The sequence below is a fragment of the Acidovorax sp. SUPP2539 genome (genome assembly GCF_030158975.1).
Lineage (GTDB): Bacteria > Pseudomonadota > Gammaproteobacteria > Burkholderiales > Burkholderiaceae_C > Paracidovorax.
Window position 1 is genome coordinate 90,802 of sequence record NZ_BQXJ01000010.1, and the last position, 18,136, is coordinate 108,937.

The window sequence follows — 18,136 nt, forward strand, 5'->3', positions numbered from 1 at the left end:
GCCGCATCACAGACCTCCTCCGGGCCGAACGATGGTAATGGTTCCATCTGGATGGAACGAAATAAATCCCGAAGGACCGAACGGCTGACCCGCGCGCTCCGGGGGAAACGGACCTCGTAAACCAGACCTCTGGAAGAATTCTTGCGGGCTGATGATTGGGCCACTCGGTGGATTATTTCCCGAGAAGATTCGTATCCCTCGTTCCGACTGCAGTAGACCTTGCGCATCAAAAGCATCAAGGATTCGGTCAACTTGGTTGTTCTTCATCTTCGCATTGAAGCCGATATCCAGGTCACTATCCAATCGGAATGTGCCTTCACCAAAATATGATCGAACTCGGCTACCGCCCAACACCACCTCCACAGGCTTGTTCGGATTGAAGGCCGCATCAAGCAAGGCTCTAGCCTGTGTTGCAGAGAGTCCGGGAATCATGGATGAAGCCAATTGCGCTTGCTCGGATACACCGCTAGTAGACAACACGGTTCGTTGCGCGCCAGCACTTCCGGTACTGCCAACTCCATCTACAAGCACTCCCCCAAACTGTGAATTAAGTCTTCGAGGAGCTGCCAAATTTGCCCCTGCATCCTCCATCGCCATGATCGCCCCCGTGCGGGCAGCGCTACCCACCGCGATGCTGCTCCGTACTGCTCCAAAACCGCCAGCAGCAAGTCCGCCTATGTTCAAAGCAGTTTGTCCTGCTAAGACCTTAGCACCTAATCGATCGCCCTTGGCATTGAGTGCGCCGATCTGCTGCGAGTTGAGGGGGTCCATTCCCTGCCAGTTACCCGTGACCGCTCTGAGTGCAAGTCCGGAAATTTGCCTAGGCATGCCAATGGCAGATTGGACCAGCGCCGTATTGCGAGCGAGAGCGTCTTGGGCTGAACTGTTGTGATTTGACAGCCAGCCACCCGTCACAAAATTGCCAATCGCCCAGACCTGATCAGATGCGAATTGAGCGCCACCATGCACCCAGCTCGCTACCGATATCAACGGTGCAACCCCTGAGGTGAGTGCTTCGTCCAAAGTGGCATTGCCTGTCGTGTCTTCGCGCTTTGCTCTGACTTCAACCCCACCAGGAATTTTTTCAACCATCTCCATCCAACCGGGTTCCGTTGAGTACCAGCCATTTGAACTATCACTTCTCTCGGGGACCTGCAAGGAGCTTTCAGCAGCATAACGACTTGCATCGGCTACCTGCACCCCAGGTGTATTGCCGTAATTGGTGGGATTCTCAAATGCATTGATCCAACTCTTCAGCCCGCTATTCTGTTGAGCTAGGCTTTCCCCCAGCGCATTGCCAAACGCATCGGTCGCCACCTGCTGCACACTGACCCTCCCGCCCCGGGCCACGGCCGTCGCCAAGCCCGCCGCAAACCCGCTCAAGCCTGCCTTTGCAAACAACTCAGGTCCCGCGGCTTGGGGCAGCCTCATGCCATTGGCATCGGTCAAGCCCAGCGCATTGTTCATGCCCCAGCCCACGCCAGCGCCCACCGCGCTGGCAGCCACGCTCTTCCAATCGAAGCGGTCCTGCAAGCCTGTGACAACCCCTATTCCTTGTGACATGGCATTGCCCACTGCGGCGCGGGCAACCGACACGTCGAAACCGCTGCCACCCAACAAGCTGGTACCTGCCAAGCCACCAGCGATGCCACCGCCAATGGCAGAAAGTGCAACGCCCTTCCAGTTGATATCGTCCTGCAAGCCCATTGCAATGCCAGCAACTTGACTGGCAATCGAGCCTGCGACCGCCCCCATCCCAGAAGCAAGAGCGGCGCCAGCCGCTGTCAAGGTAGTACCTCCCACCGTTATGCCGGCTGCTCCCGCAGCTGGTGCGAACGCTGTACCCAAAGCGCTAGCCGCTGCACCGGCCGTATAGATCGTCACCACGACGGCAATGACCACCATAATGATCTTGCCCAGGCCCCCACACCCACCCCCACCCTGTCCCGCAGGCGCCGGCAGGTTCGGATCCATGCTCCCCGTCACCCGGCTCGGGTCGTACGGCTGGAACGTGTCCACGTTGTTCGCGTTCAGCGCCAGCTTCGGCACGCTCAGCGTCTGCCCCGCTGCCAGCTGCCCGTCGCCCGACACCGCCAGGCCATTGGCCTCGGCAATGCGCCACCACAGCTTGGCATCGCCCAGCATGTTGCGCGCGATGTCTTTGAGCGTCTCCCCGCCCACCACCGTGTAAGCGATCGCGTCCAGGTTCGCCCCCTTGAGTTTCAGCGGCGCCGCGTTCAGCCGGAACTCGGCCGTGTCCACGTACTTGGGGATGTCTCCTGCGTTGGCCGGCGGGTTCTCGCTGTCCGGCGCGTCGCCGTAGCGGGCCAGGACCTCGCCATTGGCCACCAGCTGGCGCTGCACGTGGCCCGGGTTGACCGAGTCGCCCACCCAGCCGCCCAGGTAGCCGCCGGGCTGGTTCTGCACACGGCCCGTGTGGCCCGCGCCCTGGTTCACGTACACGGCGTTGCCCTGCACGTCGTTCACGAAGGCGCGGTTGAACCGCTCGTCTGCCGCACCGGTGGTCTGCTCGATGTTGCTCACGAAGCCGTTGGCATCGCGCCAGGTCCGCGTGGTGGCGTTCGTTCCACCGCGGGTGGCGCTCGAGCCGGTCTGCTGGTAGCTGCCGTTCAGGGATTGGTAGTCGTACTTCGTGGTGGTGGCGTTGCCCTGGTTGCCATCGCTCACCTGCCGGTTGCCCAGGAGGTTGCCCGCCGCGTCGTAGCCCAGTCCCGTCACACCATCGGCATCGTGGTAGGCCACGTCCGTGCGCTGCGTCACCGCCTTGGTGTCGTCGCGCCGCAGCACCATGCGCGTGTCCTGCAGCTTGCCCGTGGCGTCATAGCGGTTGTAGCGGTGCTCCTCGTTCCACAGGTTGTTGGCCTTGACCAGCGACTTGGCATACACCTGCCGCCCCGCGCCGTCGTACAGGATCTGGTCCGTGCGCTCGGCCACGCCATAACCGGTGTAGCTGGCCATCCGGTTCAGGTCGTCGTAGACGTAGTTGTAGGTTTTTTCCAGCTTGCCGTTGGGTGAGCCTTCTATCGGCCCGCCGCTGTAGGTCTGGTCCTGGGTCCGGTTGCCGGCGTAGTCGTAGCGGTACTGGTGCGTGTCCACCGCACCCGTGACCGAGGACACTTCCTGGCTTCGGATCTGCCGGTTCATGGTGTCGTAGCCATACGCCGTGGTGCTGGTGTGGATCACCTGCTGGTCCTGCACCACCACGTTCGCCGGTTGCGACTTCGCATCCGGGCGGATGGTGTTGATCACGTGCGTCGTCACCTGCGAGCGGTTGCCCGCCAGGTCGTACGTGATGCGCACGTCCGCGCGGCTGTCGAACACCGCCCGCAGCCGGTTCTGCGCGTCGTACACCAGGTGGTTGTCCTGGTACACCACGTTGTCCAGCACCCCGGAGGACAGCAGCGTCTTTTGCGCCATCTTCTCCGACACCCGATTGCCCGCCAGGTCGTAGCCGTAGCTCGTGGTCTGGCCCAGGTAGTTGTCCCGGATCTCGATCCTCTGGCCTGCACCGTCGTAGCGATAGTCCAGGCTCTTGCCGGCCCCATTGCCCTCGTGCGTGAGGTCGCCCGCCCGGTTGTAGGCGTACTGAAAGTCCACCGTGCCGCCGCCCGTCTTGCCGTCCGTGCGCCCAATCAGGCGCCCGAAGGTGTCGTAGGTCCAGGACTGGCTCATGCCGGCCGCGTCCGTCTGGCCCACCTTGTGGCCCAGCGCGTCGTAGCGGTAGCGCATCTGGTAGGCCAGCGGTGCCACCGGGGTGTTGTCGACCCCGGGTTTCTTGAGGGGGTCGGTGACCTTGACCGTCTCCTGCCCGCTCAGCACCACATTGCCCGCCCGGTCGTAGCGGTAGCGCGTGGCTTCGTTATTGCCGTTGACCACCCGCACCTTGCGCCCCGCTTCGTCGTACTGGTTGGTCTCCAGCACCGTTTGCGTGATCGCGCCGCTGATGTCCACGCCGTTGGAGGCGTGCAGTGCGCCGTCCGCAGGTGTGGCGGTGTTGACCGCCCCGCCCGTGCCGTTGACCTCGTAGCGCGAGATGCCCTGCGCCAGCGATGTCTGCTCCAGCCGCGAGAGCTTGTCGTAGCTGTACTTCGTCACCACCGTGCGGCTGTCCGTCACCCGCTCGGCCGAGGACACCTTGTCCCCGAAGGCGTTGTACGCGCTGTCGATCCGGCCGCCGTCGGCATGCCGCTCCTGCACCACGTTGCCTGCCAGATCGCGCACCTGCGCGTTCAGGTTGCCGTTGGCATCGCGCAGGCCTACCTGCCGGCCCAGCGCGTCGTAGTAGATCTTCGTGCTCGCCCACGATTGCGCGAAGTTCCCGTCCTCGTGCAGCCGCCGCTGCTCCACCACCTGGTTGTTGGCGTCATAGCGCAGCGTGGCCGTGCGCACGAGCTTGCCCGCGCCCAGCCCTTGCGTCTCGTCGATCGCCACCACGTTGCCCCAACGGTCGTATTCCCGTGCGGTCACCGGCCGGGCGCTCAAGCCGCCCTGCACCTGGGTCTGCGCACGCAGTTGCGGCACGTACGCAGGCGTCGTGTCCGCCATGGTCACCTGGCCATTGGCTCCGGTGGAGGGCACGGTGATCGCCACGTCCGTGCGGGCGATGTAGGCCTTCTGATTGCCGCTCGCGGGGTGCTCGATCTCGATGCGGATCTGGTAGGTGGTGCCCCCGTTCAATCCATCGAGCACGAAGCCCTGCAGCGCCGCGCCACCGGCGAACTGCGAGCGCCCATCGCCCTGGCGGAACAGGTAGGGCGCTGGCGTGCCGCCGGGGATGCCGGGCGAGGCCGTGATCTTGACCCGCACGCCCGCCTCCTGCTGCGGCCATTGCAGCACCGCGTGATCGGTCCCGTCGATGACCGCGCGGCCCATGCCCACGCCGCCCACGGTCTGCGTGGCCGCCGTCACAGCCCGCAGCATGAAGGTGGAGGTGATCTCGTATTCGCTGGGGGTGGTCAGGTAGTCCCCCAGGCTGCGCCCGCCCACCGCATTGCCGTTGTAGACCGAGTACAGCGCCGTGGTCCCATCCACCGGCACGCTGGAGATGTAGCCGTCGTTCTGGTACGCGTTCTGGTACCAGGTGCCCGGGTTGAAGTGGAAGTTCGGATCGCTCTTGGGCTCCGCATAGATGGGCAGGTAGCTGCCCACATCCGCCGGGTTGGCCGTGAGCCGGAATACGGTGTCGCCGCCGTAGATGTACTGGTACAGCCGCTGGTTGGACCCCGTGGGAGAGGTCTGCACGTACCCCAGGATGCCTTCCTTGACCATCGCAGGCGGCGCTCCCGCCGCCGCGTCCCGCGCGATGATGCCGTCGAACTCGGCAATGACGTTGGCATCGGCCGTGGAAATGTGGTGGGCGTTGCCTTGGTACAGAAAGTAATAGCGGTACAGCGGCTTGCGATCCGCCGCCGGGCTGTCCCAGAGATAGCCCACGATGCCCAGATTGGTGACGTTGTTGTTGGCCATCACGATGGGGGGCGTGGTGTCGCGCACCGACATCGCCTGCGGGATGGTCACCACGCCCTTGGCCCGCTGGGCGGTGCCACCGAACGCATTGGTCACCACGATCTCGTATTCGTACACGCCCGGGCTCATGTCCAGCGACACGCCCTGCATGCCCACCCCAAACCCGCTGGTGCGCCCGTCGCCATAGGCGACTACGCCGGTGCCGACCGTGCGCGAAGCCGTCCACACGCTGCTGCCCTGAGGGCGCCAACGGTAGACCACGCCCTGGTTCTGCGCCGGCTGCGGCCACTGCAGCACCGGGTAGGCCCGCCCGTCGATGGTCGCCCGGATCACGGCAACGCCCTGCAGCGGCGGCGCGCTGTCGGCGTCGGACACGCCATTGCCCGTGATGGCGAAGGTGCCCGTGCCGACTTCGCGCACCGCATCGCCCTTCGCGTTGGTGACGCGGTACTCGTAGCCACCGGCCGCCAGCCCAAGGCCGCCCAGGTCGATGCGGTGCGCCGAGCCGAACGTGCGCAGGTTGGAGGCGTTCAGGGTGCTCTGCACCCACTGCGTGGTGCCGGTCCTGCGCGTTTCGATGCGCAGCGTGCTCACCACGTCCTGCGGCAGGCTCACCTCGATGCTCTGGCTGGGTATCTGGCCGTAGAGCATAGTCACCTGCCCCACGGGGGTGCTCTTGGTGCCGCCGAAGACCGGGTCCGTCTGCGACTGCGTCTGCTCCTTGCGGCCCAGCATGAGCGCGCTGCGCTCGCTCAGCGAGGTGGTGTACAGCCCGTCGGTCCACTCGCTGTCCACGCCGCTCGTGCGGTTGTGCTGCAGGGCGTAGAGCTTGGTCATCCCCTGCTGCGCCATCGCTCCCGCATCGTTGCCGGGAGCGGCGACGTAGCCATCGATGCCCCGGCTCTCCCAGCCGCTGCCCAGCAGCCGGTTGCGCTCGGCGACGCTGGAGGTGTAGACCGAGATGTCGGTGCCGGCCTTGCCCAGGCGGTACAGCTCCACCAGGCCCGGCCCGGGGTTTTGCGCAACGTACCCGGCAATGCCTTCGTCCAGCCAGCCCGTGCGCTGGTTCAGCAGCGCTTCGCGGTCCGCCGGGTTGGCACTGAACAGGTGGGTGTCGTTGTAGCGGTTGTAGTAGCGGTAGATGGGCTTGCGGCCCTCGCCCGCCTCGTTCCAGATGTAGCCCGGGCTCGCGCTTTCCGTCCAGTTGAGCTCGACCGCGCTCGCGGTGGGCTGCTGCACGTCGTACAGCGTGGCCCAGTTGCCGAAGATGTCGAGTTTTTCGACCTGGATCTTCTGGATGGATGCGATGCCCCGGGCGATGCCGGCCTCTTGCGACAGGGGCGATTCCCACTGGAACGCGTAGCCGGTCATCGCCTCTTCGGCGCTCACCACGATGCTGCGGGTGACGGATTTCTGCGCCTGCAGATCGGGACTTTCCTGGTTGCCGTATTTGTAGCCCTCGGACAGGTATTGCAGCGTGATGCGCACGTCCCCGCTGCCCAGGTCCTGCAGCGAGCGCCACACGAGGTTCACCTGGTTCTTGCGGCTTTGCCCCACCACGCCGTTGGCGACCTCGCTCTGGGAGATGACCCCGTACAGCAGGTTCTGGCGCGTGGTGATGGCCATGGTCTGCTCGCTCGCGCGTTCGGGCGCGAGGGTCTGCACCAGGCGGCCCAGCACGTCGTAGCGCATTTCGGTGCGCCGGAACTGCTCGCCCACTTCGGCCTGCCCGCCCAGCGCCTCCATGGCCGTGCGGTAGCCGGCCAGATCGATGCTGCCGGAGGCCACCAGCTGCAGGGTCTGCTGGCCTTGCAGGTTGTAGGCGAGCACTTTGGCGACGCCGTCGCCGGCATTGCTGCGCCAGGCGCGGCCGGCGTTGTCGTATTCGTAGGTTTCATCGCCCTGCAGCGCTACCCCGGCGTCCAGGACGCGCTTGCGCGTGACTTCGCCGAACGCGTTGTAGGTGAGTTCGGTGTCCCCCAGGCTCAGCTGGGTGGGGTCGGTGTTGCGTTGCAGCGGGGCGTAGGTGTGGGTCTGCCGCCCCAGCGCGTCGTAGGCGTACGCGCGCCACAGGCTTTGCATCTGCCGGGTGCCCGCATCGTCCAGGTAGGTGACGTTCTGCCACTCCTTGGCCAGCCGGCCCTGGGCGTCGTAGGCGTAGTAATGGCTCTTGTTGTCAGCATCGATGGTTTCGATGGTGTGGCCTTGCGCATCAAAGCGCGTGATGCTGGTGCGGTCTGCTCCCCCTGCGGCGCTGCGGCTGTAGCTGGCGCCATCGCCCGAGAGGGTGGCTCCGCTTGCGTACTGCGTGGTGGTCACTGCATTGCCATGCGCATCGCGCTGGAATTCGGTGAGCGGGTTGACGGGGGCCGCGCCCTGGCCGTTGGCGGCCACGCCGACGTTGATGGCCGGGGTGATGGTGGCGCGCACGCGGCCCAGCACGTCGTAGTACTGGTAGGTGGTGCCGCCCATGGCGTCGGTGGTGCGCGTGAGGTTGCCCAGCGCGTCGTAGGCGTATTGCGTGACGAGATCGCCCGTTTTTTCTTGGAGCACGTCGCCGATGCTGCCCGCCCCCGCGTTGGCGGCGGTGTAGGCCACGCCGCGGCGGGTCTCAGTGGTCTTGCGGTTGAGCAGGTCGTAGCCGTAGTCGGTCACGCGGTCGCCGCCAGCGGTGTTGGGAACGCTGGCAGCGGTGCTCTGGGCGCTGGCGAACTCCACGCGGCGCGTGAGGTTGCCGGCCGCATCGTACGCCTGGGTGGTGACGTAGCCCAGCGCATCGGTGGTGCTCACGCGGCGGCCCAGCAGGTCGTAGCCGTGCCGGGTGCTGACCCAGCGCGAGGCGTCCAGGTTGACGGCGACGGAGGTCAGGTCCCCGAAGGCGTCGTAGCCGTTTCGGGTGGTCTTGCGGCCCGCGGTCTGCACGCCGGTCTGGCTGTCGTAGTAGAAGACGTAGGGTTCCTGCACTTCCTGCACGCGGCCCGCGCGGTCGTAGCCGGTGAGGATGTCCCGGTCGGCGCTGCCGGGCTGCACGGCCTGGCGCACTTCGATCTCGCGCAGCAGCGGCACGCCGCCGGCAGGCAGCGCAAGGCCCTTGTCGTAGCGCACCAGGCGCTCGGTCTCGCCCCAGGCATTGCGGGTGTAGCCAGTGACGTAGCCCAGCGCATCGACGTCGTAGGCCACCTGGCCTGCGCGGTCGTAGGCTTTGTAGCTCCACGCGGTGCTGCCCGCGGCCCGCCCGGCCACGGCGTTGCCCAGGGTGTCGTAGCGGGTCTCGCTGCTGATCTCGGCGACCACGGTGTCGATGCGGCTGCCGGCGGCGTTCCTGCCGTTGTCCAGCAAGGCACTGGCGCTTTCCGCCTGGTACACCGGCACGGGCGGGAAGATGGTCTTGATCTGGCGGCCCAGGGCGTCGTATTCGTAGCGCGTGGTGCGCGCCTCCGGCCGGCCAGCCGCTTCGGTGCGCTGGGTGAGGTGGCCCAGGGCGTCGTAGGCCATGCGCGTGACCACGCGCGCGGGTCCGTCGGCCAGGACGACTTCGGGCGAGGTTTCCTGCACGAGCAGCCCGGCCGCGTCGTAGGCATAGCTCCAGGTGCTGCCGGCCTTGTTGGTGAAGGACGTCTTGTGGCCCAGGCCGTCGTAGGTGGTGGTGCTTTCAGGCTGTTGCGGCGCATCGGAGCTGGCGATGAGGTTGCCGGCCGCGTCGTAGCGCATGTGTTCGATGCGGTCGACGGCTGTGCGCACCGGCTGCGGCGTGAGCGCCAGGTCGATCTCCGCGCGCCCCAGGCTGTGGAAGTGCTCGCCGGTGCCGTTGACGTTGATCTGGTACAGCGCGGCGTTGCCCTGCCCGGGCGCGACGTCGATGTAGCCCATGATGCCGTCATCGATCCAGCCCGATTGCTGCTTGGCGTTGGCACGCAGCTCTTCGCTGGCGGTGTAGTAGTGGTTGGTGCTGCCGTCGCCGGGCGGGCGCAGGCGATACAGCGGCACCTTGCCGGGGGCCGGGGCGCTGTCCAGGTAGCCGACGTTGCCTTCGCTTTGCCAGCCGTTTTGCAGCGCCCGGTCGCGCTCGGCGGCATCGGTGGTATAGAAGTGGTCGCTGCTGCCGCTCACCCGGCTCAGGCGGTACAGGGGTTTTCTGCCAGGGCCGTCCGCGGTCTGGGTGTAGCCGGTGATGCCTTCGTCCAGCCAGTGGTCCGCGTTCTGCGCGGCCATGTAGACGGTGCGCTCCGTGAGGCGGCCCACGCCGTCGTAGGCGTAGCCCTGCAGTTGCCCCAGCGCGTCGCGCGCGAAGGCCAGCCGGCCGGCCGCGTCGTAGTAGTTGCGCGTGACACGGTCCTGGGCCGGGCTGGCGGTGAGGTAGCCGGCGACGGCGCTGCCGGCCAGCACGCCCTGCTGCGCCAGCGCGGCATCGAGCGCCGCCAGTTGGGTCGCCGTGAGCGCCACCGCGCCTTGCCGGGACCACACGACCTGACCGATGCCGTTGTAGCGGCGCTCGGTGACGGCGCCTTCGCCGTCGATGGAGACGGTCTCGCGGTTGGCGCGGTCGTACAGGTGGCGCACGGTGCGGTCGGCATCGCCCGCCACGGCGGTGGGCGCCGCGAGCAGCGCGCCGCCGGCCACCTGGTTGGTGTAGGCGCTGGCGCGCGCGGCGTACCGGGTCTCGCGCGTGAGGTTGCCGGCCGCGTCGTAGCCGTAGGTGGTGACGGCGCCGCTGGCATCGACCTGGCTGGTGAGCCGGTTGGCCGCGTCGTAGACCTTGCGCGTGAAGCGGTCCGACAGGCTGGTCTGAGGCACGTTGACGAGGATGCCATCGACTTCGCTGCGCGAGGTGGTGTAGCGGTTTTCGTTGGTGCCCTGGCGGTTCAGCCGGTACAGCGCGGTGGTGCCCGCCACGGGCGCGGTGCGGATGTACCCCACGATGCCACTGCCCTGCACGCTCCAGCCGGGCAGGGTCTTGACGAAGTCCAGGTTGGCGCTGTCGGTGGTGTAGTAGTAGCTGCCGTCGGTGTGGCGCGCCAGGTAGAGCGCGGTGTTGCCGGCAGCGGCCGCGTCGTCCACGTAGCCCAGCAGCGCGGTGCGGATCTCGTTGCCCTGGGCGTCCAGCGGGTACAGGGCGTGCTGGCCCGGCTGGGCCGCGCTGCCCAGGAACCCGATGGTGCCTTCGTCGCGCCACTGGAAGGCGCCGGCCGGGGTGGCGTACTGGGTGGCCTGCAGGAGGTTGCCGTTCTTGTCGTACAGGTACTGGGTGACTCCGCCTACGCCGTCGGCGCTGAAGGTGACGCGGTTGGCCGCGTCGTAGCGGTAGCGCACGTGCTGGTCGCGCGCCGCATCGAAGATCTGCACCAGGCGCAGTTCCATCTCCGATTCGCTCGGGCCGGCCGACAGGGGCTTGGCGGCCAGGTCCAGGCGGTTGGCGTAGCTGATGCGCTGCGTGACGTTGCCGCTCGCGTCGTAGCGCTGGGAGACGACCGCGCCGGTGGCATCGATGGTGTAGCGCGCGCGCCCGATCGCGTCGTAGACGGTGCGGGTGACGGCATCGGCCGCGCTGGGCACGGGCTGCGGGTCGCTGCCCGGGCTCCAGGCGCCCATGTCCAGGCGATTGGCATAGGCGGTGCGCTGGGTCACCAGGCCGTTGGCGTCATAGACGAGGCGCACCACGTCGCCCGCACCGTTGACGGTGGCGGTGACCCGGTTGTCCGCGTCGTAGATGCGGTGCTCGGTCTGGTCCTGCGCGGCATTGGGGCGCTTGAGGCCCTCCAGCTGCGACTCTCCCACGTCCAGCGCCAGGCTTTCTGCTCCGGCAACCGGCTGCGCGTAGCGGGTCTGGCGCACCACCCTCCCCGCCGCGTCGTACACGGTCTCCGACAGGTTGCCCGCCGCATCCATCACGAAGCGCTGCCGCCCTTGCCTGTCGTAGGCGTAGCGCGTGACGTGGCCCTGCGCGTCGGTCACGCTCGTGACCTGGCCCGTGGCGTTGTAGGCGTAGCGCTTGGCGAGGTTCAGGCCCGCATGCGTGGCCGTGGACGGGTCCAGGACTTCCAGCACCCTGCGGCCCAGCACGTCGTACTGGTATGCGGTGACGGTGCCGTTGGGGTCGGTCACGCTCAGCCGACCACCCATGGCATCGTAGGTATACGTGGTGACGAGGTTCAGGCCGGACGGGTCCACCGCCTGGCGCACGAGCTGGCCCTTGGCGTCGTAGCTGAACTGGGTGGTCACGCCCTGGGCATCGGTCACGCTCAGGGCATTGCCCAGCGCGTCGTAGGTGTAGGTGGTGACCAGGTTCAGCCCCGCAGGGTCCACCGTGCGCGACAGCACGCGGTTGGCCGCGTCGTACGCGAGCACCGTTCGCACGCCATTGGCGTCCGTCGTCTCCACCAGCCGGCCCAGCGCGTCGTATCGGCCCGCCGTGCGGGTCAAGGGCGTCGTCGTGCCGGTCTGGTTGCCATCCGCGTCGTAGGCGTAGCGGGTGGTGCGCTCTTGCGCGCTACCCGCCGCTTCGGTGCGCGAAACGAGGTTGCCGAAGGCGTCGTATCCCAGCAGGGTCACGATGCTGGAGGTGCCCGATGCGCCATTGGCCACTGGCGGCGATGCTTCGCGCACCCGCCGGCCCGCCGCGTCGAAGGCGTAGGTCCACGTGGCACCCAGCGCGTTGGTCACGCTGGTTCGGTGTCCTAGTGCGTCGTAGGCGTAGCTCTCCTGGTAGCCCAGCGCATCGGTCTTGCCGGTCAGCCGGCCCGCGCCGTCGTAGCTGTAGCGGGTGTGGCGGTCCTGGGCAGAGGCCGTTCCGGACACCGACGCATATTCGATCAGATGGCTCAGTTGCCCCACCCCGTCGTACTCTCGTGCGACCACATAGCCTGCGGCGTCCACGGTGCGAGAGATGCGGCCTGCGCCGTCCACGAGTTGCGTGCTGACGCGGTCCTGGCCCGTGCTCTGCACTATGCCCAGCACGCGGGCCAGCGTGATGTCCCGGGGGGCCACCCCCGCCAGGTTGACGGTCTTGGCATATGCCGTGGAGGTGGTGAGGTTCCCGCTGTAGGCGGTCTGGCGGACCGCGCCCAGCGCGTCCACCTCCAGCACCTGCCGATCGGCCTGGTCGTAGGCCCACGACGCGGTGCGGTCGCCCGCCTGCGGGCGCAGCGCCAACGCGATGTTGGCCTGGTCGTAATTGGCAATGGCGGGCGAAAACACCGCGCCGCGCGTCGCCGTAGGTGCCGTGACGAGCGTCGCGTACTCGGTGCGCTGCTTCAGGTTGCCATTGCGGTCGTACACGTTTCCGGTAACCGAACCGCCCGCACCCACCACATAGATCTGACGCCCTGCCGCGTCGTAGACATAGTCGGTCGCCTGATCGCCGCCCGCCGAAGCCACGTCCTGCGGCTGCTGGCCGGTCGTGATCGGCGTGGCGAAACGCAGCGTCTTGACGACATGGCTATCTCCGTCGTAGCGCAACTGCGTGACCGATCCCGTTCCGTCGGCGCTCCAGACCAGGCGGTTGGCCCGGTCGTAGGCGCTCTTTTCCACCACATTGCCCGCAGCGCCCTCCTGGGCTGCGAGCTGGAAGATGAACGACTCGTCGTACGCATCGGCGCTGACGGTGATGGGCTTGGCATACCGCACCCGTTCCACGACGTTGCCGGCCGCGTCGTAGCGCAGCTTGGTGGCGGCGCCCGTGCCATCGACCGAGACGATCACACGGCCCAAGGCGTCGTAGGCCATGCGCACGCGCTGGTCCTGGTCGTCATTGGCCACAGGCTGCGGAAGGGTCCCGGGCGTCCAGCCGCTGGAGCCGCCGATGGTGATCCGGTTGGCGAAGCTGCGCTGCTCCATTACCCTGCCATTGCCGTCGCGCAGATAGATGGTCACCTCGCCAAGGCCCGTCACGACCGACTGCAAATGGTTGTTGGCGTCGTAGGTGCGGTATTCGATCTTGTCGGTGGCAGACGCCACGATGCCCGCGCGCACTTGCGAATCCCAGGTGCCCGGGCCGACCGATGCACCGCCGCTGGCGTACCGGCGCAGCACCGACGTGTCGGCGATGACCTGGCGGTATTCGGTGAGCTTGCTGATGCGTCCGAGGGCGTCGTAGGCCGTTTCCCTGACGTTGCCAGCGCCATCGATGGCCAGGGTCTGGCGGTTCTCGTCGTCGTAGAGGTAATAGCTCGTGTTGCCATTGGCATCCACGCTGCTCGTGAGGTTGCCCTGCAGGTCGTAGGTGTACAAGCGGGTCAGGTTCAGGCCCGCAGGGTCCACCTGTTCCCGCACCCGGCGGCCCAGGCCGTCATAGCTGTAACGGGTCAACGTGCCCTCGGGCCGCGTCACTTCCAGCGTGTGGCCTTGGGCGTCGTAGGCATACCGCGTGGACAGGGCCAGGCCCGCGGGGTCCACCAGTTGCTCGGTGAGCTGGCCTTTGGCGTCGTAGCGCAGCTCGGTGACGGTGCCGCCGGGTTGCGTGATGCGGATCTGGCGTCCGAGCGGGTCGTAGGCGAACTGCGTGGCGAGCGACAGCCCGCCCGCATCCACCGTCTGGGTAATGACGCGGTTGGCGGCATCGTATGCGACGGTGGTGCGTGTGCCGTTGGCATCCACGGTTTCCATCAGGCGGCCCGCGCGGTCATAGGACTTGGACGTGGTGACCGTTTCGGTGACGTTGGTGTCGAAGCGCCATGCCTGCGCCGATGCCCCGGTCGGGTTTCCGTCCGCATCGTAGGTGTAGCTGGTCGCGTTGCCGCGGGCATCCGAGACCTGGACCATGTCGCCATGGCGGTTGTAAGTCTGCTTCAGGAGCAGGCCTTCGTCGGTGCTGATGGTGACGGTTCGGTTCTTCGCGTCGTAGGCGTAGGTGGTGGTGTTGCCCTCGGCATTGACCTGCGAAACGATGCGGTTGAACGCGTCGTACTTGGTGGTCAGCACGGCCCACAGCGCGTTGGTGCTGGAGACTTCCCGGCCCAGCTTGTCGAAAGTCCGCGTGCGCACCCGGCCCAGCGCGTCCGTGGCGCTGATCTGGTTGCCGAAGGCGTCGTATTTGTAAGCGGTGACGGCGGCCAGCGCCCCCGCATCCCGGGTCTGGCCCGCCACCAGGCCGCGCCGGTCGTACCGGGTCTGCAAGACCGTATTGGGCGTGGACACCCCGGTGGGCTCGGTCCGCTGCGTTTCCTCGCGGAAGGCGTTGTAGACGTAATTCGTGGCGAAGCCGAGCGCATCTGTCGTGCTGGCCAGGGTGCCGGTCGCGTTGTAGGTGGAGCGGGTGATCTGATCAAGCGCGGGATTGGCCGCGGCCTGCAGCAGCGACAGGAGCTTGGCGTTGACCAGCCCGCCGGCTTGCGATCCGGTCAGCTCACCCGGGTTGATGCGCGTGCCATAGCGCACCTGCGCAGTGGCCTGGCCCAGGGCGCTGTAACGGGTCTCGGTGACTTCTCCCAGCGCATTGACGGTGTGCGTGAGCTGGCCCGCCGTGTTGTAGAAGAAAAGCGTGCGCAGGCCGTTGGTATCGGTGGTGCTGGTCCTGCGGCCGGCCCGATCGTAGGTGTGCGTTTTGGCGTAGCTGTTCCAGACGGCATCGATCTGCGCCTGGGTCTGCGCCGACGCCAGTTGCCGTGCCCCTTCGGCCGACAGCTCCGCCAGCAGCCGGCCCTGCGCGTCGTAGCGGCTGACCCGGGCGCGTGCCTCGCTGCCGGTCGCGACCGTGGTGCGGATGCGGTTGCCAGCGGCGTCGTAGGCATGCTCCGTGCGCGTTCCCTGGTAGTCGGTCTCGGCAGCCAGGCGCCCGAGTGCGTCGTATTCGGACAGGCGAACCTGATCCTGCCCCGAGGCCGCAGGACGCAACTGCGCCACCGGGGTCGCGCTGGTGATCGACGACACCACGGCGGCCTTCAGCGCCGTCGCATAGCGCGTCTGCTTCGTGGCATTGCCATTGGCGTCGTACTCGAACGTGGTCAGGTAGCTCGCGCCATCCACCAAGGCCACGAGCTGGTGCTTCTCGTCATAGACGCGGCGCTCGACGATGTCCTGGCTGTTGGTCGCGGGCTTCAGGTCCTGCAGCGTGCCGCTGGCGCGCTTGGCTGCATCGGTCAGCTTGGCGAACCGGGTGGTGGACGCCAGTCTGCCGGCCGCGTCGTATGCATTGAGCAGCAGATACCCCTCGGCATCCAGCGTGCCGGTGCGCAACCCGTCGGCGTCGTAGAAGTAGCGGGTGACGCGGTCGGCCGCCGCGTCGGCCACCGGGCTGACGGCGCTGCCCGCCGGCGTGCCGCCGAGCGAGGCCACGGCCACCGTCTTGGCATATTGGCGGGTCGTGACCAGCCGCGAGGCGCCGTCATAGACGTTCTCGGTCACGCTGCCATCGCTGCCGACGGTTTTCCAGAGCCGGCCAGCGCCGTCGTAGATGCTCCACTCGGTCCGGTCGGACGGCGCGCCGGCAGGGCGCAGCGCAGCCACGGCGATGTCGGCCAGGCTGCCATCGCCCGCCGTGAGCAAACGCGTGTCGACGGGGGTAGCGTAGGCAATGGTGCGCGTGAGTTGCCCCGATCCGTTGTAGATGTACTCCCGCAATTCGCCTGCCGCGCCCACATCGGCGGTCTTCCTGCCGGCATCGTCGTACAGCATCCAGGATTTGACGCCCGTCGCATCCTGGCTGAGCCGCAGGCGGCCCAGGGCGTCGTACACGAACGTGCTGGTGCCCAGGTCCGCAGCCGTTGCGTCGGAGCGCTGAAGGCTGACAAGGCGCCCGGCCCGGTCGTACGTCCGGGTCTCCTGCAGGCCGTTGACCGCCTGGTTGACGATCCGCGCACCCGCGTCGTCGTAGAGGGTGGATGCCAGTTGCCCCAGGCCGTCGGTGGTGGAGAGCAACCGGCCCATTCCGTCGTAGGCATAGGCCGTCGTCGCGCCCTTGCCGTCGATGGTCTGGATCAGGCGGCCCGCGGGATCGTAGACCTGCCGGACCACGGTGCTGCCGGCGGCCACGCCATTGCCGGAGGCATCGGTCGCCGAATAGGTGGTCGACGTCTGCACCTGGCCCCGGAAATCCAGCACATAGTCCGTGCGCCGCACCTGCTGCAGGTTCTGCTGCCCCGCCCAGGAGGCGACCGTGGCCGCGGTCGGCACGGCGTCACGGGCCAGTCCGGCCACCGCGTAGGCCGATGCATGGTGCTGCAGCACCGCGACCACCTCGCCATAGGCGTTGCGGCGGTATTCGGTGACGCGGCCCTCGGCGCTGATCACGAAACGCAGGTTGGTGCCGTTGGCATCGTCGTACACATAGCGCGTCGTGAGTGCCCCCGAGGGCTGCCCCGCGCCGTCGCCATCGGGATCCGGCTGGGTGTAGACCGTCTCCGTCAGCAGTTGATTCACCGCGTTGTAGGTGCGGGCCACCGTATTGCCCAAGGCATCGCGCTGCAAAACCTGATTGCCCCGCGCGTCGTAAGCCATGAACACCGCGCGCCCGTCCGCATCGGTCGTGCGGATCAGATCGCCAGTGGCGTTGTATTCGAATCGCTGCACCAGCGGCGCGCCACCCGTGCCCGGCGAGGCGATGCTGAGCAACTGCCCTTTGGCGTCATAGGCATAGGAAACGTTCTTGCCCGCAGGGTCGGTGACCTGCGTGGTGCGCGCGGCGGTGTCGTAGCTGAACCGGTAGGTCTGGCCCAGGGCGTCGCGCAGCGAGGCGACCTTGTAATCCGCACCCACCTGCACGTACTGGATGGCCAGCTGCGTTCCATCGCTCTGGCTGACGGTGGCCACCCGGTTGCTGTCGCCGTCGTAGGTGTAGCTGGTGCGGTAGATCTTGCCGTCGGCCGTGGAGCCATCCGCGGGCGTGAGGTCCACCGTGACACTGGCCAGGCGATTGCGCGCATCGTAGGCATAGCTGGTGCGAACGGTGGTGGCGTCTTGCCGGTCTGCCACGCGCACGCGCATCAGCAGTCCCCCGGCGTAGTCGTATACGACCGATTCCCCGCTCGCATTGACGACCTTCGCGATGTTGCCATCCGCGCCATAGGTGTAGGTTGTCGTGTTGCCGTTGGCATCCACGGTCTTGTCGAGGCGGCCCGTGTCCGCGGCGTAGTAGTCCCGGGTCTGCGTCTGGCCATCCGTCCAGATGAAGCCGGAGCCGGTCGACTCGATGCGGTCGTAGGCCCCCGCGCCATCGGTGCCGACATACCGGCTGGAGGCCGCGTCCCAGGTGAAGAGTGCGCCCCCGCCATCGCGGCCGATGAGCGTGATCGTGCTGCCCTGCTGGCCCGCCTGCCCGGCCAGCACCAGTTGCCGGCGATAGAAACCGGTGCTCCAGTTGTCCGAGTTGTCGTCGTTGAGCAGGCCCTGGCTGTTGTAGGTACGGACGGCCTGGTAGCTGCCCCCGTGCGCCACCAACTGATCGTCGGTGCCGGAAATCACCAGATTGCCGGTGGCCACATTGACAAAAACCTGCTCATTGCCACGCCCCTGGGATGCATTGCCCTGGGAAGCCCGTTGACCCAACGTGGCCAAGGAACTGTTGCCGAACCCAAGACTGTTGCCGCTGACGATACCGACCATCTCTACCCCTCGTTCGATGTTTAACCGGGGCAGGTCCAGTGACTAAGACGCCCCATCTCACCAACTCATCCATCGGAATGGAAAACCGTTGAGCGAAAGACCAACCAAATCGAGT

At 67.0% G+C, this 18,136-nt stretch carries 1 protein-coding gene; it reads right to left on the reverse strand.

Annotation, left to right across the window (positions count from 1 at the left end; all coding sequences use genetic code 11):
- Positions 1 to 6 precede the first annotated feature (6 nt).
- Entirely contained in the window at positions 7 to 18,021 is an 18,015-nt protein-coding gene (locus AVTE2539_RS25205) for a LysM peptidoglycan-binding domain-containing protein (RefSeq protein ID WP_284414947.1), read from the reverse strand.
- Positions 18,022 to 18,136: the final 115 nt, after the last annotated feature.